The sequence below is a fragment of the Blautia sp. AF19-13LB genome (genome assembly GCF_003479105.1).
Taxonomy (GTDB): domain Bacteria; phylum Bacillota; class Clostridia; order Lachnospirales; family Lachnospiraceae; genus Fusicatenibacter; species Fusicatenibacter saccharivorans.
The window spans coordinates 43577-62281 of record NZ_QUGO01000010.1 but is presented as its reverse complement, the minus strand read 5'-3'; the positions used below and the strand labels follow the sequence as shown (position 1 = coordinate 62281).

The following is an 18705-nucleotide window of genomic DNA, read 5'->3' as shown; positions in this document are numbered from 1 at the left end:
TCCAGCTTTTTTATTTCTTATTTTAATACGCCTGCGCCGTCTCCGATGTCTACGACATAGAAGTCTGCGGCATAGCCGATTTTTTCTTTGTAAGCTGCGCCTACTTTTGCGATGAAGTTGTCAATATCTTCTGTTTTTACGATGCTGACGGTGCATCCGCCGAAGCCTGCGCCTGTCATACGGGATCCGATGACACCCGGGCAGTTCCATGCTTCTTCCACAAGAGTATCCAGCTCGATGCCGGTTACCTCATAGTCATCACGCAGGGAAACGTGGGATGCGTTCATCAGCTCGCCGAATTTTGCGATGTCGTTTGCCTTTAAAGCTGCAACGGCCTGAACGGTTCTCTGGTTCTCGTAAACAGCATGTTTTGCACGTTTCTGGCGGACCGGATCTTTGATGGCATCTTTCACTGCCTCAAACTCTTCCTCGGTCAGCTCGCCAAGGCTCTTGATGTCTTTGACTTTCTGAATCTCAGCCAGAGCAGTCTCGCACTCGCTGCGGCGCTCGTTGTATTTGGAGTCGCCAAGGCCGCGTTTCTTGTTGCTGCAGGAGATGACAATTCTTGCGCCTTCCAGTTTAACCGGTGCGTACTCATATTTCAGATCGCTGGTGTCAAGAAAGATCGCACAGTCCTTTTTGCCCATGGCGATGGCGAACTGATCCATGATACCGCAGTTGACGCCGTTGTAGTTGTTCTCGGAGAACTGACCGTACAGAGCGATGTCGATCATGGAGATGGTGTCGTAGCCGAACATGTCACGCAGCATTACGCCGGTTACGGTCTCAACGGATGCGGAAGAGGAAAGGCCGGAGCCGTTCGGAATGTTTCCGTAGAGCACGATATCGAAGCCCTGCTCTACCGGGAAGCCCTTCTGGCAAAATGCCCACATCATTCCCTTCGGATATGCGGTCCAGTTGCCTTCTTTTCCCATCAGGAATTCATCGAGAGAAGATTCTACCACGCCGAGTTTTTCAAAGTTCATAGAGTAAAAACGAAGCTTTCTGTCGTCACGTTTTCTTGCTGCCATGTAGGTTCCGATGGTCAGTGCGCATGGAAATACGTGGCCTCCGTTGTAATCGGTGTGCTCACCGATCAGGTTCACACGTCCAGGTGCGAAGTAGGTGCGGATGTCGCCCTCTCCCCCTAACAGTTTTGCAAAACAATCCAGTACCTGCTGTTTCATTTTGTTGTCTCCTTTTCTTTTTGGTGTGTTGTTTTCATGGTTTCGTTTTGTGTGTTGTGTGTGTATTGTGTGTTTGTGTGTTTTTTCTTATCTTCTTAAGTATCATTATAGTGAGCCGTACGCCCATCTGCAACAACAATATTGGGGCAAACGATAATTATATTGAGGTGATCTTCGATTTTTTCTTGTTTTTTTTCCCTTTTTGCCGCATACTTTACTTATCGTATGATTTTTAATGGATTTTATGGATTGGAGGTACGTTTCATGCAGATCCGCATGGATAAAGAAAACCGTGAGCTGAAGGCCCACGGCAGCTATGAATTTCCTGTCAACATCAGTTACGAACAGCTCTCCCGCTACGAGCGCGGCTCCTTTTCCTGGCACTGGCACCCGGAAATTGAGCTGACGTTTGTCCTCTCGGGACAGATCGGATATCAGGTCAACGGCAAATCGTATGTCTTAAAAGAAGGGGACGGCATTTTCTGCAACACGAATGCGCTTCACAGCGGCCACATGATCGACGGGATGGACTGCGTCTATATTTCAACCACGTTCGCCCCGCGCTTTCTCTATGGTTTTTCAAACAGTGTGATCCAGACGCGCTACGTCGAACCGGTGCTGACGGATATGCAGCTCGCCTCCATCGTCTTTTCGCCGGAGATCGACTGGCAGAACCAGGTACTTGCCTGTATGCACCGCATCTACGACCTCTCGCTTTCACAGCCGTCCGCGTTTGAGATGGAAATCCAGGAGCTTCTGCTGTCGATCTGGATTGAGATTTACCGCCACGCATCGTTTTCCGGTGAATCCCAGAACACGGCGGCAACGCGTGATGTTGAGCGGCTCCGCATTCTGCTCGACTACATCCACCGCCATTATATGGAGCATCTGACGCTCGAGGATCTCGCCGCACAGATCCACATCTGCCGCAGTGAATGCTGCCGTTTTTTCAAGAAATGCATGAACGAATCCCTGTTTGACTATCTTCTCGATTACCGTATTGAAAAAAGCCTGCCGCTCCTTCTCGAGCGCCAGGCCAGTATCACTTCCGTAGCGGAACAGACCGGATTTTCCAGTCCTGCCTATTTTTCTAAAATTTTCCGGCAGCAGATGGGCTGCTCACCGAGCGAATACCGGAACCGCGCGGATCACACGTAACGTTCAGCGCTGCACCGAGATTTCATTTCCTGCTGCCCGGCTTTTGATCCGCTCTCACAATCCACCCTCTCCCAAAACGAATGGATTACCTCCGGGAGGCTGCTGCGCTGCACAATCCGGCAGTCCTCCCATTCTCTTGGGAACAGCTCGCGGTACTCCCGGTTTCGGAACCGCTCGTCGAGCAACAGAATCACACCCGTGTCCTCCGTCGTACGGATCACGCGCCCTGCCGCCTGCAATACTTTATTCATGCCGGGATAGCGGTACGCGTAGTCGAAACCGTTCTCTCCGCTGCGGTCAAAATATTGCTTTAAAAGTTCTCTCTCCGGCCCCACCTGCGGGATTCCGGCTCCCACAACGGCCGCGCCGATCAGCTTTTCCCCGTCCAGATCAATTCCCTCCGAGAAAATGCCTCCCATGATACAGAATCCCACCAGCGTTTTCTCGTTGTCTTTCGCAAACGCTTCCAGAAACGCTTCTCTCTCCTGCTCCCGCATCGCCGACTCCTGGATCAGGCAGGTCACGTTTTCATCTGCATACAGTTCCTCATAGACCGCATAGACATCCTGCATCAGGCGGTATGACGGGAAGAACGCCATATAGTTGCCCTTCCGGCTCTGGATCATCTCGTTCAGATAGGCGGCGATCTTCTCAAACTCTGCGCGGTTTCTCCGCTGATACTTCGTGCTGACCTCGCTTCCGATCGCCAGACACCGCTTCGTGGGATCAAACGGGGACTCCACGTAAATCGCGTAATCGTCCGTATTCGTGCTGAACATCTTCTTATAATACTGCACCGGCAGCAGCGTCGCGGAAAAGAAGACGGCCGACCGCCCCTGGTTGATACACTGCTGCAGATTCTCCGCCGGGTTGACGCAGAACAGGCGCAGTGCAAAATCGCCGTTATCGAGATAACTCGTGTAGATCAGATAATTTTCATCCACTAAATTGTAAATCTCGGAAAAATTTCGCAAGTTAAAGTAAAATTCCAGAACCTGCTTCCGGATTTCGCTTGTCTTATGCGCTTCCAGCCAGCCCGCCAGTTCTTCCAGCAGCTGATTGACCATCATAAGAAACGTCGATACGCTTTCCAGCTCCGTGCAGGAATCGCACTCTCTTTTGTAGACGAGCATCTGGTGATTGCAGCGATTCAGCGCCTTCTCGAGCTTTTTGCCCGGTGCATACGGGCGGAGGAGCTGGCGGACCTTTAAAATCTCCTCTTTGACGAGCGTGGCACTGAACATATCGCGGCCCCGCTCGACCAGGTTGTGCGCCTCGTCGATCAGAAAGATGTAGTCACCCTTCGTTCCTTCTGCGAAAAAGCGTTTTAATTTCGAGGTCGGATCAAACGCATAGTTGTAATCGCAGATCACGCCGTCCACCCACGAAGCCACATCAAACTGGAACTCGTGCGGGCAGACGTTCCATTTTTCCGCCTGGCGCAGGACTTCCTCTCTTGTGTAGGAATCGCATTCCGTCAGCATCTCGTACACCGCCGCGTTGATCCGGTCAAAATGACCTTTCGCGCGCGGGCAGTGGATCGGATCGCATTCGGGCTCATCGAGGATGCACATTTTTTCTTTTGCGGTCAGCGTGATTGCTTTGAACTGCAGTCCCTTCTCTTTTAGAATGGAGACCGCCTCCTCTGCCACGGTACGGGTGATGGTTTTCGCAGTCAGATAAAAAAGACGGTCGCCGCAGCCCTCTCCGATCGCGCGGATGGCCGGAAAGACCGTGGACATTGTTTTTCCGATGCCGGTCGGCGCCTGGACGAAGAGTTCTTTTTTCCGCAGAATGGTACGGTAGACGCCGCTCACCAGTTCCCGCTGGCCTTTCCGGTACGGGAAGGGGAATTCGAGGTGCTGCATTGAGGCATCTCGCGCTTTCTGCCACTGGTACTGGAATTCCGCCCAGATAAACCAGGCGTCGAGTAGCTCATCGAACCACTGCTCCAGTTCCGGGAGCTTGTACGTCTGCAGAAAATGGCGGATGCGCCAGTTAGAGTGCTCCGGCTTTACCTCTTCTTTGGTGAGCGGGCGCAGAAGGCCTTCCTCCTCGGAGGAGAGCAGGGTGTACGTCATCAGCACGCCCATCTCCTCTTTGCGGTTCTGAAGGCCGTAGATGTAAGCGTAGCACTTCGCCTGTGCCAGATGTACCGGAACCGGCTCTTCCATCGTTTCGAGGTCACGGTACGTTCCCTTGATCTCCTCGATCACGGTCGTGGTTCCGTCCTCGTACATGCCGTCTGCTCTTCCCTCGACGCGCAGGATGAAATGCTCATATTCTTTTTCGTGAACCAGCGGAACCTCCGCACGGTAATCGGCGCCCCGTTTTTTCTGAATCTGCTGATGCACCCGCGTTCCCGCCTGCATGGCATCCCGCTCGCCAAAACCGCCCGACGAGTTGTCCAGATCCCCGCTGCGCAGAATAAACTCCACCAGATTCCGCACGGAAATCCGGATCTCTTTCTTCTTCTCTTCCACTAGCCCGCTCCTTTTCTAACCAGACTATTCAGAGCCCCATCTCGATTCCGCTGCGCTGCATCTCGATGTGGCTTCTCGCCATATGAAATTCCAGAAAAGAACGCTCATTCATGCAAGCATGATTCGTGTCCTTTTCTGGAATTTCGCATGGCTCTGAATAGTTATCATTATACAGAAAAAAGGAGACTGCCGCAACAGTCTCCTTTTTTCTCTCTGAAGTTATGTGTCTCGTGTGATTAGTTTTTCTTCAGAAAGTCCCCTGCGCAAATTCTGTCTCTACTCTCGCTGGCGGCGCAGGCTGAATTTTTTTCGTTTCCCTTAATAAAATTTATGCTACAGCAAATTTCTGCAGGGTTTTATTGAATGCCGGACTGTCACCATAGCAGTGTACGGTGAGATCACGGTTCAGATCCATGCTGAGGATGCCAAGAATGGATTTTGCATCAATAATAACGCGGTTGTAAAAAATGTCAATATCAAAATCACATTTGGAAGCTGCTTTTACAAACTCCTCTACTTCCTCAGTTCCATTGAGTCTTACTACGCAGTGTGACATACGATTCACCTCTTTCTTAATCAATAGCTGTTTGTTTTCCTATCGTTGAGGTAGATTATGCACTTTTTCTCTTTAAATGTCAATATTGAATTTATTTCCTTGTTTTTGCCATATTATGCATGTTTTTTATGCAAGTTTTTCTCATTAACCCTTCATATTTGTCGCTTTTTGTCTCATTTGCGCAGTCATGTGTAACCGGTTACACAAAATCCGTTTAAAATAAAATAGTTTTTGCCAAAAGAAACGTAAAAATCTTGTCAAAAAAACCCGCTTTTCCTTGTAAAATCAAGGAAAAACGAGTTTTTCATGCCATTACTTGCTTCTATATTTAATGATTAGATGTTGATCTTTGCAATATCGGTGTTATCCACTTCTGCAAATCTTCCTTCGTCCACCAGCTCGGCAAACTCCGGATGAATCGGCATTTTGCCGAGAACCGGCACGCCGATCTCGGCTGCGATCTCGTCGATGTGGCTTTCGCCGAAAATGGACAGCTTTTTGCCGCAGTCCGGACATACGAGGTAGCTGTAGTTCTCTACGATACCGAGCACCGGAACGCTCATCATCTGTGCCATCTTGTAGGCTTTCATGACGATCATGCGCACCAGATCCTGCGGGGAAGATACGATCACTACGCCGTCTACCGGAAGAGACTGGAAAACGGTCAGCGGAACATCACCGGTTCCTGGCGGCATATCGACGAAGAGATAGTCCAGGTCGCCCCAGATGACGTCGGTCCAGAACTGTTTTACGGTTCCTGCGATGACAGGTCCTCTCCAGATGACCGGCTCTTCCTCGCCCGGAAGCAGGAGGTTGATGGACATTACCTTTACGCCGTTTGCTGCAACTGCCGGGTAAACGCCCTTGTCATCTACGTTTGCAGGTCCTTTCAGGCCATACATTTTCGGGATGGACGGTCCTGTGATATCGGCATCGAGGATACCAACCTTGTAGCCCTCTTTTGCTTTCTGGTTTGCCAGAGATGCGGTTACCATGGATTTACCAACACCGCCCTTGCCGCTGACAACGCCAATGACATGTTTGATCGAAGAATCGGCATTCAGATCAATATGAAAATCCGGTTTGCCCTGTCCTGCTTTGCTTGGACATCCTTCGCAGCTTTCTTTGGAACAGCTCGAATTGCTGCATTCTTTTGCCATGTTTCTTTCCTCTTTTCTTGTTTTTCTTGCTTATTTGACAAAGCGGTCGATCGCCTTATTCAGCTCCTGAATCGCTTTTGTGTCCCCATGCTCGACTGCATCGACGATGCAATGTTCAATGTGATCCTCCAGGATAATTTTTCCTGTATTGTTAATGGCCGCCTTCACGGCAGACAGCTGGATCAGAACCTCAGTGCAGTCCCGGCCTTCCTCTACCATCCGCTTGATCGACTCCATGTGTCCGATCGCGCGGGAGAGGCGGTTTAAGACTGCTTTTGTATTTGTATGATGGTGCCCGTGGGCGTGATCGTGGGAATGCTCGATCACGGTGCCGTCTTCCAGCACATGCACATGCGTGTGTTTTTCTTCACTCATCGTTTTTTTCTCCGCTTTTCTGGTATTTTCTGCGCGATTCAGATTTCTGTAAACGTAAACCGCTGGCGGATGCCGGAGGTCTCAATGTCAAAGACCAGAGATCCGTCCGCTTCCACCGTTTTTTCATATTTTAAGTTTTTGTCCGGAAATTTCTGACGGATATACGCCTCCGGGTCATCCGTCTCAATCTCGTCGAAAAAGACGTCCCGCATCTGATTATTGGCACACTCATTAAAAATCTCCCAGACGGTCTCGTACTCTTTTTTCATCCTGTCACTCTCCGTTTCGTAAGACTTCTCCGCACTGGCTCCACTCGCCAAGCAGCCGCTCCACAGACCATGCGGCGTTCGCGGGACTCGTCGACGGAAGACGAACCGCTTCCCGTCCCAGCTGCTTCTCCTGGTACTTCCGGTAATACTTCCACGCGGTCACCCCGTTGCAGTAAATCTGCCGGATATCGGCGCATTCCAGAATGTCCTGCAGCGGATTCGGCACAACATCGCGGATGCTCGCATCGCTCGAGCCTGTGATGACGCAGGACGCGATCACATCCCAGACAGCGATATGATTCCGGAGCAGAAACGCCTTCTTCTCCTCCACGGTCTGCGGCACCTCTTCCCCGCACACGGCTGCCGTCACTTTCCAGAAACGGTTCTGCGGATGGCCGTAAAAAAATCCGGTCTCCCTGGATTTTACGGACGGAAAACTGCCGAGAATCAGAATCCGGGAATCGGCGCGGTAAACCGGCGGAATCGGATGCACCGCCGGGTGCTCATTTTTGTTCTCGTCAGGTCGGCTCATCTTCATCAAACTCCACTACCGTATAGAATCCTCTCGGTGTCTCTTTTACTTCTTTTACGATTCCCTTCCGGGACTGCAGCCTCTCATACGCTTGATAATTCCTGCTCATGGCCACTGCCGGGGTAATCGTATAATAATAGGAGGTAGGCAGTGCGCTTTCTGTCACGTTGACTTCCTGGCCTTCCTCGAGAAGTCCCTGTCGCTCCATTTTAAATTCCATCTGCCGCATATTCCTCATCCTCCTTTTTGCAGCGGGCAAAAGATACGCCCATGGGGTATTTTATCACACTTTTCCGAAAAAGAACAGGGGTTTTCGACAGAAAAAGGGCGGTACCGCCCTCTTCCTGCTTATTTTTTATTCTTCAGAAAGTGCTACTCTCTCTTTGATGATACATGTGCGAAAAAAAGAAAGAATCCGGCCGCCCAGAGACCGGATTCTTTCTTCTTATATAAATATAAAACGCATTTCTTTTTAGTGATGGAACAGACGGATTCCTGTAAATGCCATCGCCATGTTGTACTTGTTGCAGCACTCGATGACAGCGTCATCACGAACCGATCCGCCCGGCTCTGCGATGTACTGGACGCCGCTCTTGTGTGCGCGCTCGATGTTGTCGCTGAACGGGAAGAAGGCATCGGAACCTAAGGTTACGCCCTTCATCTGGTCGAGCCATGCACGTTTCTCTTCTCTTGTGAAGACTTCCGGTTTTACTTTGAAGATCTTCTCCCATGCGCCGTCTGCGAGAACATCCATGTACTCCTCGCCGATGTAAACGTCGATCGCATTGTCACGGTCTGCGCGGCGGATGCCGTCTACGAACTGCAGATCCAGCACCTTCGGGCACTGACGCAGGAACCAGTTGTCGGCTTTCTGTCCGGCAAGACGGGTGCAGTGCACACGGGACTGCTGGCCTGCGCCGACACCGATGGCCTGACCGTCTTTGACGAAGCATACGGAGTTGGACTGGGTATATTTTAAGGTAATCAGTGCAATCTTCAGATCGCGTTTTGCTGCTTCCGGAATCTCTTTGTTCTCGGTTACCACGTTGGAGAGCAGCTCATCGTCGATCGGCAGCTCCTGGCGGCCCTGCTCAAAGGTAATGCCGAAGACCTGTTTGTGCTCGAGCGGAGCCGGACGGTAATTCTCGTCGATTTTGATGACGCAGTAGTTACCTTTTTTCTTTGCTTTCAAGATTTCCAGTGCTTCATCGGTAAATCCCGGAGCGATGACACCGTCAGAAACCTCACGTTTGATCAGAGATGCGGTGTCTTTGTCGCAGACATCAGAAAGTGCGATAAAGTCGCCGAAAGAAGACATACGGTCTGCGCCTCTGGCTCTTGCATAAGCGCATGCTAACGGAGAAAGCTCTCCCATATCGTCTACCCAGTAAATTTTACGCAGGGTCTCGTCCAGCGGAAGACCTACGGCTGCACCTGCCGGGGAAACGTGCTTGAAGGAAGTTGCTGCCGGAAGACCGGTGGCTGCTTTCAGCTCACGTACCAGCTGCCAGCCATTGAAGGCATCCAGAAAATTGATATAGCCCGGACGGCCGCTTAATACTTCGATCGGAAGATCTCTGTCATCATCCATGTAAATTCTGGAAGGTTTCTGGTTCGGGTTGCATCCGTATTTTAACGCTAATTCTTTCATGATTTTCTCCTTTCGCAAAACACTCGATTTCTTATTTATTTTTATTCACGATTCTTGTCTCATACTTGCCGGTTGCAATGTCGATATAGCGTGTGAAGAGGGACACCTTGTTGTCCTCGTTTAAGCTGCTCCAGAGCAGTTCGGTGAAAGCATCGATGTCATCCGGAATCTCGACCAGTTTTGGCTCACCCTCAAAGCTTGGCAGCGGATTGCCGTCGTGCATGTAGGTGTGGATGAAATGGCCTTCCCCTGCTACACAGTTATCATAGGAGAAGGTGTAGCGGTTGCACTGGGAAGGATCGCCGTTATTGCTCTTTAAGATCGACATCTGGTAGCCGTACGTTCCGTTCTCTACGTGCATCACACCGGAAATACGAGGAGTGTAGTTCGGTGCATCCGGCTCAAACTCTCTGCTTCTAAGGGATACCTCAAACGTTTTTCCCTGCTCCAGTCCTTCGTATACGGTATCGGTCTGGTCTCCGTTTGTTACGATCGTATCATTTCCCAGAACGCGTACCGGTGCGTAGATGATCAGGCTCGGATCTTCCAGCTTCGACGGATCAAACGCCTGTGTGCGGATTCCCTCACCCTCCTCAACAAAGACACGGTTGCGGCTGTTCTGGCTTCTGCCCATAATAAAGTATCCGGCAACGGCTTTTGTGCCGTCTTTGGATCTGCCGATCACAATTCCTCTTCCTGGATATGCATTTCCTTTTAATTCCTGTTCCAGTGATACTTTTTTCATCTTCTGATCTCCTTTTCAAGGTGGCTGGAATGGGATTTTCTGTTTTTGGATAAAAAAACAGACCCACTCCCCCAAGCATTCTTCTGCCCAGACGGTCGGCCTCTTCTCACGCTATACTCCCTGTGGTCATTTCCACTTCCGTCAGTCGTATAACTGCCTTTACCTTAACATGGAAAATCCCGCCTGTCAAGGGACACGGCGGGATTTTCTTAAAATAAAATTTTCAGAATGCACGAAGACAGCTCCGGTGGATTCTGCAAATGTGCGGGTGAACGTCAACTTAGAACCCCTCTCTGTGACGCTCTTTTCGCAGTTCATAGCGGCGTTTTCCGCCCTCCCACTCGGCCTCCTGCTCCGGGGATTCCAGAATCAGGCCCGGGACGGGAAGTGCGCGGCCGTTCTCGTCGATGGCCACCATCACCACGTAGGCACGGTTGATCATTTTCCGAATGCCGGTCGCAAGCTCTTCCACGTACGTGTCGACGCGCACCTCCATTGAGGTGCGTCCGACATACGTCACTCTTCCGACCAGTACGACGGTGTCGTTCAGAAAAGCAGGATGCTTGAAGTTCAGATTGTCGATGCACGCGGTGGTGATTTCGTGGCCGCAGTGGCGGCGTCCCACCAGACCGGCAAGCTCATCGATCCACGCGACCAGCTGGCCGCCGAACAGACGGCCATAGCCGTTGATATGGCGGTGCATCAGAAGATACGACTGCTCTGTCTCAGAATCTTTTACGCGTTTCTCTGCCATTTCTTCCATTTTACCAATACGCTCCTTTTCACATCCTGTTTTTTGTATCTTTATACGTTCGCAAGCGCCTGATCAAGGTCTGCAATGATATCGTTCACATCCTCAATGCCGACTGACAGACGGATCAGATCCGGCAGAACACCGGCTTCGATGAGCTGCTGATCGTTCAGCTGGCGATGGGTATGGCTTGCCGGGTGCAGAACGCAGCTTCTTGCATCGGCAACGTGTGTTACAATTGCTACCATTTTCAGGCCGTTCGTGAAGCGCATCGCGCCGTCTCTTCCGCCCTTTGGTCCGAAGCAGAGAACGCCGCAGGTTCCGTTCGGCATGTATTTTTCTGCCAGCGCATGGTATTTGCTGTCTGCAAGGCCTGCGTACTCAACCCATGCTACCTTCGGGTGGTTTTTCAGGAACTCTGCCACTTTCTCGGCATTTCTGCAGTGACGCTCCACGCGCAGGTGCAGGGTCTCCAGACCGACATTCGTCAGGAATGCATTCTGCGGGGACTGGCACGCTCCCATATCACGCATCAGCTGTGCGGTTGCTTTTGTGATATACGCTTTTTTACCGAATTTCTGCGTATAAATCACGCCGTGGTACGATTCGTCCGGTGTAGTAAGGCCCGGGAATTTGTCTGCATGCGCATCCCAGTCGAAGTTTCCGGAATCGACAATCGCTCCGCCGAGCGCCATTGCATGGCCGTCCATGTATTTTGTGGTGGAATGGGTGACAATATCTACACCGAACTCGAACGGACGGCAGTTGATCGGGGTTGCAAAGGTGTTGTCGCAGATCATCGGAACGCCGTGCTCATGTGCAAGTTTAACAAACTTGTCAATGTCAAGTACAACACCTGCCGGGTTGGAAATCGTCTCGGCAAAGACAGCTTTGGTGTTCGGCTGGAATGCTTTTTCCAGCTCCTCTGCCGGCGCATCCTGGTCCACGAGAGTAGTCTCGATGCCGAATCGTTTTAAGGTAACGGCGAGCAGGTTGGAGGTTCCTCCGTAAACCTTTGCCGCGCAGACAACGTGGTCGCCTGCCTCACAGATGTTGGTAACAGCAAGCATCGTTGCCGCCTGGCCGGAAGATGTGAGCATGGCTGCCACGCCGCCCTCCAGATCGCAGATTTTCTGTGCTACGACGTCGTTCGTCGGGTTCTGCAGACGGGAATAGAAATATCCCTCCTCCTCCAGATCGAACAGTTTTCCCATTTCCTCGCTGGTTGCATATTTGAATGTTGTGCTCTGGTAAATCGGAAGTACACGCGGCTCACCGTTTTTCGGCTGCCATCCTCCCTGTACACAGATTGTGTCCTGGCTGTATCCCATAATTTTTCTCCCTTCTGTAAGTGAAACCGGTCCACCGGGCCGATTTCTGCTGTGCTCAGCGCCATAATAATACCCCCACCCGGGATGCCCGGGCGAGGGTATCACTTTTTCCTATTATAACTCTGTTTGTTCTTTCCTGCAACTATATGCGCACAGATTTAGGAGAGATATTCATCCACATATTTCTGGATATTGGAAGCATTCACAATCTTCTGCGCCTGGCCGTCCTCCACAACGAGAAGAGTCGGTGCCTGCATGATGCCGTACTGTGCGGCAAGATCCGGGTGACGCTCTGCGTCGATCACCTCATACTGCTCCTCGGCGAGCATTTCTTTTGCCATTTTGCAGTTCGGGCAGGTGCTTGTCGTGAACAGGTACATGCCGTCTTCCTCGATTTTATCTGCTGCTGCAGCGGCTTTCGGCTCTTCTTTTCCAGCGGCCTGCTCTGCCAGTTTCTCTGCTGCACCGTACGATTTCATTTTCTGCTCCGGCGATTTGGAGTGGATGATATCATATACAGTTCTGTTCTTGTACTCCTGGCGTTTTCCGTCGTTCCAGTTCTTGACCGGACGGTAATATCCCGTGATACGGCTGTAAACCTCTGCCTCTTTTCCGCAGATCGGACATGTAAAGTGCTCGCCGGCGAGATAGCCGTCGTTCGCACAGACAGAATACGTCGGGGACAGCGTGTAGTACGGCAGTTTGTAGTTCTCTGCAATCTTCCGCACAAGGGAAGCTGCTGCTTTCCAGTCCGGCAGTTTTTCGCCAAGGAACGCATGGAAGACAGTTCCCGAGGTGTACAGCGTCTGCAGATCATCCTGAATATCAAGCGCAGAGAAAATATCCTCGGTATAGTCCACCGGCAGATGGGAGCTGTTGGTGTAGTACGGGGTATCTCCCTCATGGCCTGCGGTCTTGATATCCGGCCATTTTGCACGGTCGTGTTTTGCCAGACGGTATGCGGTCGACTCCGCCGGAGTTGCCTCAAGGTTGTACAGATCGCCGTACTCCTCCTGGTAATCAGAAAGACGCTCTCTCATATGGTTCAGAACTTCTTTCGTAAACTGCTGTGTCTTCGGATCCTCCAGACCCTTTCCGAGCCATGCGGCATTTAAGCCGGCCTCGTTCATACCGATCAGACCGATGGTTGAGAAGTGGTTCTCAAACGTTCCAAGGTACCGTTTCGTATATGGATACAGTCCCTCGTCCAGGAGGCGGGTAATGACCTCACGTTTCGTCTTTAACGAACGTGCGGCAATATCCATCATATGATCGAGACGGCGGTAGAACTCTTTCTCATCTTTGGACTGATATGCGATACGCGGCATATTGATGGTGACAACGCCGACCGATCCGGTGCTCTCGCCGGAACCGAAGAATCCGCCAGTTTTCTTTCGAAGCTCACGCAGATCCAGGCGGAGACGGCAGCACATGGAGCGCACGTCGCTTGGTTTCATATCGCTGTTGATGTAGTTGGAGAAGTACGGGGTACCGTATTTTGCAGTCATTTCGAACAGCAGACGGTTATTCTCCGTATCGGACCAGTCAAAATCGGATGTGATGGAGTAGGTCGGGATCGGGTACTGGAAGCCTCTTCCGTTGGCATCTCCCTCGATCATCGTCTCGATGAACGCTTTGTTGACCATATCCATCTCTTTTTTACAGTCTTTGTACTTGAAGTCCATCTCCTTGCCGCCGACGATCGCCGGAAGCTCCGCGAGGTCATCCGGTACGGTCCAGTCGAGTGTGATGTTGGAGAACGGTGCCTGGCTTCCCCAGCGGCTCGGTGTGTTGACGCCGTAGATAAACGCCTCGATGCACTTCTTCACTTCGCCGTAGCTTAAGTTGTCCACTTTGACGAACGGCGCCAGATACGTATCAAATGAAGAAAATGCCTGCGCACCTGCCCACTCGTTCTGCATAATGCCGAGGAAGTTGACCATCTGGTTGCACAGAACCGAAAGATGTCTTGCCGGAGAAGAAGTAATCTTTCCGTTGATGCCGCCAAGTCCTTCTTTGATGAGCTGTTTTAACGACCATCCTGCACAGTAGCCGGTCAGCATCGACAGGTCGTGGATGTGAATATCCGCGTTGCGGTGTGCCTCGGCGATCTCGTCATCATAAATCTCTGATAACCAGTAGTTGGCTGTGATCGCGCCGGAATTGCTTAAGATCAGACCGCCGACAGAATACGTTACGGTCGAATTCTCTTTGACACGCCAGTCCTCTACTTTTACGTAGCTGTCCACGATCTCTTTGTAGTCTACGATCGTCGATTTCATGTTGCGGATTTTTTCCCTCTGCTTGCGGTACAGAATGTAAGCTTTTGCCACTTCTGCGTAGCCGCACTGGATCAGCACGTTCTCCACGCTGTCCTGAATTGCCTCCACTGAAATTTTTCCGTCTTTGATCTTGGACTGAAAGTCCGCTGTTACGCGCAGTGCCAGCATCTGAAGCATGTCATCGCTGAACTGCATATCTTTTGCGCCGAATGCTTTTCCAATCGCATCGGTAATCTTTTTCATCTGGAACTCTGCAATCGTTCCGTCTCTCTTTTCTACCTGAAACATGGAATCCCTCCTGTTAATTCAACCGTTTCTGCAAGGCCTTTTTAAGGTTCCACTCTTTGCAGTGTCTGAACCATATGATAGCAGAGCATGTTTCTCCCGTCAATAGTAAAAAGTACCATATCTAGTGTGAAATTTTCTAACATCACTAGATATGGTACTTTTACTTGTATTCTGTCCCTTCCATTTTTCGGCGCTGTACGGCGCTTAAAGGGATGTACTGCCGTTTTTAAGCCCGCTTGCCATACCTCTATACCCTCGGATAGATATCCTTCGGTACATAGGCTTTTACGCGGATGCCTTCCGGCAGATATTCTTCTTCGAGCAGAATTCCGTATCCGCGGATCAGTGAAATCGTTCCCGCCTTATCGTACGGATAGAGGCGCTCGATATAGATTTTTCCCTCCATCATCCACGAGGAGAGTAAATTTTTGAGGTCTTCGAGTCCCTGTCCTGTTTTGGCAGAGACCGCAAGGCTCGCGTCTGCCCGGAAATCTTTTACAACCATCGGGGCGAGAAGCTTATCCTGCTTGTTCAGCAGGGTGACGATCTTTTTGTCCTCAACTTTCAGTTCCCGCAGCGTATCGTACACGACCTGCATCTGCAGCTCCATCTGCGGATTTGACGTATCCACAACGTGGAGAATATAGTCGGCATACCGTGCTTCCTCCAGCGTACTGCGGAATGCATCGATCAGATGATGTGGCAGCTTATTGATAAATCCAACCGTATCGGTCAGCAGGATTTCCTGTCCATCCGGAAGGGTCAGTGACCGCGTCGTCGTATCCAGCGTGGAAAACAGCATTGCATCTGCCAGAATTTCCGATCCTGTCAGTGCATTTAAAAGACTGCTCTTTCCCGCTGACGTATAGCCTACGAGCGCCGCTACCGGGATTTTGGAACGTTTTCTGCCTTCACGAAGGAGCTCTCTGTGCTGGCGTACTTCCTCAAGCTCACGTTTTAACTGCGTAATGCGCGTGCGGATCAGGCGCCGGTCGGTTTCCAGCTTTTTCTCTCCCGGTCCTCTCGTACCGATTCCGCCGCCGAGACGGGAAAGCGATGTGCCAAGGCCGGAAAGTCGGGACGCACGGTACTTTAACTGGGCCAGCTCAACCTGGATTTTACCCTCGCTGCTCACGGCGCGCGCCGCAAAGATATCCAGGATCAAAAGCGTACGGTCCATGATCTTGCATTCCAGTGCTTCCTCCAGCCCTTTTAACTGGATCGAGGAGAGCTCATCGTCGCAGATGATGCCCGTCGCATCGCAGGCGCGCACCAGAATTTTCAACTCCTCTAATTTTCCTTTTCCGATGTACGTTCCCGGATGAATGGCCTCTCGCACCTGCACCAGGCGGCCCTCCACCTTCGCACCGGCGGTGCTGGCCAGTTCCGCCAGCTCGTCGAGCGATTCTTCTGCGTTTGCGCCGCCGTTTTCCTGTACGCCGACCAGAATCACGCGCTCCTGTTCTTCTCTTAAATCAAACAATTCAACTTCCTCCGTCTGTTATCGGTTCTGGAGAAACGTATTTTCCCGCTGCGCCGCGGTGTTTTCCGGGTATGCTGCCAGAAAATCCGCCATCAGCGACTTCGCGGTATCAAAATCCGCCCGTTTTTCATAGGATACAATCTGGTTGAACAGCAGATTTTCCCGGTCGGAATCCTCTGCCGTTTTGAGTCCTTCCTCGATATACGAGAGTGCACTGTCCGTGTCGTTTTCCGCAAGTGCGCAGAGCGCCAGCCCGTTGTTTGCTGCCGCCGCAAAGCCATCTGTCGAAAGATACGAAGAAAACAGTGCTTTCGCCTCGTCGTTCTGACCATTGGAAAGGTAAACCTCGCCGAGCATTTCCATCGCCGCGCTGCTGCCGTCCTTCATTGCCTTCGAGAACGCTTTGACCGCCTCGTCCTGCTCCTCCAGATAGTAGTATGCGCAGCCGATGTTATAATAATCCTCGGTCGTTTTCGGCTCAATCTTCACTGCCGCTTCGAGGTAACGGTCTCCGTCCGCCTTCATGCTGCTCTCCTGATACAGCTCGTAAATGTCAAGGCAGAGCTGATAGCTCTCCTTCGTCTCCACTGCCGCATCAAAATCCACCTTCGCCTGCTCGTAATTCTTCTGCAGGAAGTACGCGCGTCCCCTAAGGAACAGCGCATCGGCATCGGCCTTTTCTTCCTGAATATTGGTGCAGATCTCAATGGCTCCATCCAGATCTCCGGCCTGTACGCAGGTTTCCGCCTCGTAATACATGACATCGCGCGAAAACTCCGCGTCTTTGTGCTTCATGCTCGAAAGACTGCTCTTGAAAGCCTCTTTTGCCTTGTCATACTCCTGGCTTTTCAGATAAGCGATGCCGAGCGACCGGTAGCTCTCCGCCAGTCGGTCGCCTGCCTTTACGGCTCCCTCCAGCATCGCAATCGACGTTACGTAGTCCTTCTGTTCGAGCGCCTCGATGCCCTTTTTATAAAGCTTTGAATTTTTATTTTCACAGCCGCCAAGCACCATTGCCGCCGCCAGAAAAAAGATTACCAGTCTTTTTTTCATTCTGTCACAAGTCCTTCTTTATGCATCACAGAAACAACCTGGTCTACGTATTTTGCACACGTTGCGTCGTCCGGTGCTTCCACCATGACACGGATCACCGGCTCGGTGCCGCTCTCTCTTACGAGGATGCGTCCGTCATCGCCCAGGGCCTCTGCTACGTCTTCTACTGCTTTCTGTACTGCCGGGTTGGCCTTTGCAGCTGCTTTGTTTGCCACGCGGACATTCTTTAAGAGCTGCGGGTAAATCACTACCTCGGCTGTCAGGGTGCTGAGCGGGAGTTTCTTATCTATCAGCACTTCCATCACCATCAGGGAGGTCAGGATTCCGTCACCGGTCGTCGCGTGCTTGCTGAAAATGATGTGGCCGGACTGCTCTCCGCCGAGAGAATAGCCGTTTGCCATCATGTTCTCGCACACGTATTTGTCGCCGACTGCCGTCTTCTCATACCGGATACCGGCGCGGTCACACGCTTTGTAAAGACCGAGGTTTGACATGATCGTGGTCACAATCGTATCTCCGTTTAACTGGCCTTTTTCTTTTAAGTATTTACCGCAGACATACATGATCAGGTCTCCGTCTACCACATTTCCCAGCTCATCGACAGCGATGCAGCGGTCTGCGTCTCCGTCGTAGGCAAATCCGACATCGAGGTGTTTCTCTCTTACATATTTCTGAAGCTCTTCGATGTGGGTGGAACCACAGCCGCAGTTGATGTTTGTTCCGTCCGGCTCGTTGTGGATCACATATGTCTTGGCGCCGATGGCATCAAACACGCTCTTGGCTACGGAAGAGGCACTTCCGTTGGAGCAGTCGAGTCCGACTCTCATGTTTTTAAAGGATTTTGTCGGAATCGAGATCAGGTGTCCAATGTAGCGGTTCCTTCCGGCTGCAAAATCCACGGTACGTCCGATGTCTTCTCTCGTTGCGAACGGGATCTTCGGTGTTCCGTCGTCGATGTAGGCTTCGATCTGCGCTTCGATGTCGGCTTCCAGTTTCTGTCCCAGGCCATTGATGACTTTGATTCCGTTGTCATAGAACGGGTTGTGGCTGGCGGAGATCATAATTCCGCAGTCAAAGTTTTCGGTACGGACAACATAGGAAACGCTCGGGGTGGTCGTTACATGCAGCAGATAAGCGTCTGCTCCCGATGCGGTCAGTCCTGCTACCAGCGAATATTCGAACATGTAGCTGGAGCGTCTGGTGTCTTTTCCAATGACGATCTGTGCTTTGTGGTCTTTTCCGAAATACCATCCGAGGAATCTTCCCACTTTATATGCATGCTCAACCGTCAGATCAATGTTTGCTTCTCCGCGAAATCCATCTGTTCCAAAATATTTACCCATGGTATGCTCCTTTCCCCTTTCGGGCAGAAAGCGTGTCTGAAATTTTTTGCAATCATTC

General features: G+C 51.3%; 17 protein-coding genes and 1 riboswitch. Of the genes, 1 reads left to right on the top strand and 16 read right to left on the bottom strand.

The genetic code is table 11. The features are described from left to right. Window positions 1-17: 17 nt before the first annotated feature. A complete protein-coding gene (locus tag DWX32_RS11810) occupies window positions 18-1187 on the bottom strand; it encodes a galactokinase (RefSeq protein WP_117801942.1) in 1170 nt (389 codons plus the stop codon). Between the two features lie 264 nt (window positions 1188-1451). Between DWX32_RS11810 and DWX32_RS11805 the strand changes: the two genes are divergently transcribed. Beyond that, complete coding sequence (locus DWX32_RS11805) at window positions 1452-2345, top strand: AraC family transcriptional regulator (RefSeq protein ID WP_158579585.1); 894 nt, start codon at window positions 1452-1454, stop codon at window positions 2343-2345. On the opposite strand, the gene DWX32_RS11800 is transcribed toward DWX32_RS11805, so the two are convergent. The 15 genes from DWX32_RS11800 to glmM all read right to left on the bottom strand — a co-directional run bounded on the left by DWX32_RS11800 (window position 2336) and on the right by glmM (window position 18647). Beyond that, window positions 2336-4828, bottom strand: coding sequence for an ATP-dependent DNA helicase (locus DWX32_RS11800; RefSeq protein WP_117801941.1), 2493 nt, complete (start codon window positions 4826-4828; stop codon window positions 2336-2338). The two genes, DWX32_RS11805 and DWX32_RS11800, sit on opposite strands and share 10 nt — an antisense overlap. A 328-nt stretch (window positions 4829-5156) precedes the next feature. Then, a complete protein-coding gene (locus DWX32_RS11795) occupies window positions 5157-5384 on the bottom strand; it encodes an HPr family phosphocarrier protein (protein WP_022463118.1) in 228 nt (75 codons plus the stop codon). Window positions 5385-5719: 335 nt separating this feature from the next. Continuing rightward, complete coding sequence (locus DWX32_RS11790; RefSeq protein WP_055219741.1) at window positions 5720-6544, bottom strand: Mrp/NBP35 family ATP-binding protein; 825 nt, start codon at window positions 6542-6544, stop codon at window positions 5720-5722. A gap of 30 nt (window positions 6545-6574) precedes the next feature. Next, complete coding sequence (locus DWX32_RS11785) at window positions 6575-6919, bottom strand: metal-sensing transcriptional repressor (RefSeq protein ID WP_055219739.1); 345 nt, start codon at window positions 6917-6919, stop codon at window positions 6575-6577. 38 nt (window positions 6920-6957) lie between these two features. Beyond that, on the bottom strand, window positions 6958-7188 hold the full coding sequence (locus tag DWX32_RS11780) for a hypothetical protein (protein ID WP_022463115.1): 231 nt from the start codon (window positions 7186-7188) through the stop codon (window positions 6958-6960). Window positions 7189-7192: 4 nt separating this feature from the next. Then, the gene (locus tag DWX32_RS11775) at window positions 7193-7720 is read right to left on the bottom strand and encodes a DNA-deoxyinosine glycosylase (protein ID WP_118660164.1); all 528 of its coding nucleotides are present in this window, start codon (window positions 7718-7720) and stop codon (window positions 7193-7195) included. Continuing rightward, the gene (locus DWX32_RS11770; protein WP_022463113.1) at window positions 7707-7949 is read right to left on the bottom strand and encodes a hypothetical protein; all 243 of its coding nucleotides are present in this window, start codon (window positions 7947-7949) and stop codon (window positions 7707-7709) included. The genes DWX32_RS11775 and DWX32_RS11770 overlap by 14 nt, the downstream gene beginning before the upstream one ends. Before the next feature lie 243 nt (window positions 7950-8192). Further along, entirely contained in the window at window positions 8193-9371 is a 1179-nt protein-coding gene (locus tag DWX32_RS11765) for a phosphoribosylaminoimidazolecarboxamide formyltransferase (protein ID WP_117760499.1), read from the bottom strand. Between the two features lie 31 nt (window positions 9372-9402). Next, window positions 9403-10116, bottom strand: coding sequence for an IMP cyclohydrolase (locus DWX32_RS11760; RefSeq protein WP_022463110.1), 714 nt, complete (start codon window positions 10114-10116; stop codon window positions 9403-9405). 78 nt (window positions 10117-10194) lie between these two features. Next, window positions 10195-10275: riboswitch (ZMP/ZTP riboswitch) on the bottom strand. 121 nt (window positions 10276-10396) lie between these two features. Next, the gene (locus DWX32_RS11755; RefSeq protein WP_117801938.1) at window positions 10397-10879 is read right to left on the bottom strand and encodes an acyl-CoA thioesterase; all 483 of its coding nucleotides are present in this window, start codon (window positions 10877-10879) and stop codon (window positions 10397-10399) included. Between the two features lie 41 nt (window positions 10880-10920). Next, window positions 10921-12198 (bottom strand): O-acetylhomoserine aminocarboxypropyltransferase/cysteine synthase family protein, encoded by a 1278-nt coding sequence (locus DWX32_RS11750; protein WP_022463108.1) that lies wholly within the window; start codon window positions 12196-12198, stop codon window positions 10921-10923. Window positions 12199-12356: 158 nt separating this feature from the next. Further along, the gene (locus tag DWX32_RS11745; protein ID WP_055227013.1) at window positions 12357-14768 is read right to left on the bottom strand and encodes a ribonucleoside triphosphate reductase; all 2412 of its coding nucleotides are present in this window, start codon (window positions 14766-14768) and stop codon (window positions 12357-12359) included. A gap of 247 nt (window positions 14769-15015) precedes the next feature. After that, window positions 15016-16251, bottom strand: a complete 1236-nt coding sequence (hflX, locus tag DWX32_RS11740) for a GTPase HflX (protein ID WP_055227015.1) — start codon at window positions 16249-16251, stop codon at window positions 15016-15018. Window positions 16252-16269: 18 nt separating this feature from the next. Continuing rightward, entirely contained in the window at window positions 16270-17304 is a 1035-nt protein-coding gene (locus DWX32_RS11735; protein WP_055219726.1) for a tetratricopeptide repeat protein, read from the bottom strand. Further along, window positions 17301-18647 carry a phosphoglucosamine mutase gene (gene glmM, locus DWX32_RS11730; RefSeq protein WP_022462134.1) on the bottom strand — a complete coding sequence of 449 codons (1347 nt, stop codon included), beginning with the start codon at window positions 18645-18647 and terminating at the stop codon, window positions 17301-17303. The genes DWX32_RS11735 and glmM overlap by 4 nt, the downstream gene beginning before the upstream one ends. Window positions 18648-18705 lie beyond the last annotated feature (58 nt).

What these genes read in the sequence shown, in the direction of transcription:
- DWX32_RS11795 (WP_022463118.1), bottom strand. Translation starts at nt 5,384, where the DNA reads ATGTCACACTGCGTAGTAAGACTCAATGGAACTGAGGAAGTAGAGGAG.
- DWX32_RS11790 (WP_055219741.1), bottom strand. Translation starts at nt 6,544, where the DNA reads ATGGCAAAAGAATGCAGCAATTCGAGCTGTTCCAAAGAAAGCTGCGAA.
- DWX32_RS11810 (WP_117801942.1), bottom strand. Translation starts at nt 1,187, where the DNA reads ATGAAACAGCAGGTACTGGATTGTTTTGCAAAACTGTTAGGGGGAGAG.
- DWX32_RS11760 (WP_022463110.1), bottom strand. Translation starts at nt 10,116, where the DNA reads ATGAAAAAAGTATCACTGGAACAGGAATTAAAAGGAAATGCATATCCA.
- DWX32_RS11755 (WP_117801938.1), bottom strand. Translation starts at nt 10,879, where the DNA reads ATGGAAGAAATGGCAGAGAAACGCGTAAAAGATTCTGAGACAGAGCAG.
- DWX32_RS11745 (WP_055227013.1), bottom strand. Translation starts at nt 14,768, where the DNA reads ATGTTTCAGGTAGAAAAGAGAGACGGAACGATTGCAGAGTTCCAGATG.
- DWX32_RS11805 (WP_158579585.1), top strand. Translation starts at nt 1,452, where the DNA reads ATGCAGATCCGCATGGATAAAGAAAACCGTGAGCTGAAGGCCCACGGC.
- DWX32_RS11765 (WP_117760499.1), bottom strand. Translation starts at nt 9,371, where the DNA reads ATGAAAGAATTAGCGTTAAAATACGGATGCAACCCGAACCAGAAACCT.
- DWX32_RS11785 (WP_055219739.1), bottom strand. Translation starts at nt 6,919, where the DNA reads ATGAGTGAAGAAAAACACACGCATGTGCATGTGCTGGAAGACGGCACC.
- DWX32_RS11780 (WP_022463115.1), bottom strand. Translation starts at nt 7,188, where the DNA reads ATGAAAAAAGAGTACGAGACCGTCTGGGAGATTTTTAATGAGTGTGCC.
- DWX32_RS11775 (WP_118660164.1), bottom strand. Translation starts at nt 7,720, where the DNA reads ATGAGCCGACCTGACGAGAACAAAAATGAGCACCCGGCGGTGCATCCG.
- DWX32_RS11770 (WP_022463113.1), bottom strand. Translation starts at nt 7,949, where the DNA reads ATGCGGCAGATGGAATTTAAAATGGAGCGACAGGGACTTCTCGAGGAA.
- DWX32_RS11735 (WP_055219726.1), bottom strand. Translation starts at nt 17,304, where the DNA reads ATGAAAAAAAGACTGGTAATCTTTTTTCTGGCGGCGGCAATGGTGCTT.
- DWX32_RS11750 (WP_022463108.1), bottom strand. Translation starts at nt 12,198, where the DNA reads ATGGGATACAGCCAGGACACAATCTGTGTACAGGGAGGATGGCAGCCG.
- glmM (WP_022462134.1), bottom strand. Translation starts at nt 18,647, where the DNA reads ATGGGTAAATATTTTGGAACAGATGGATTTCGCGGAGAAGCAAACATT.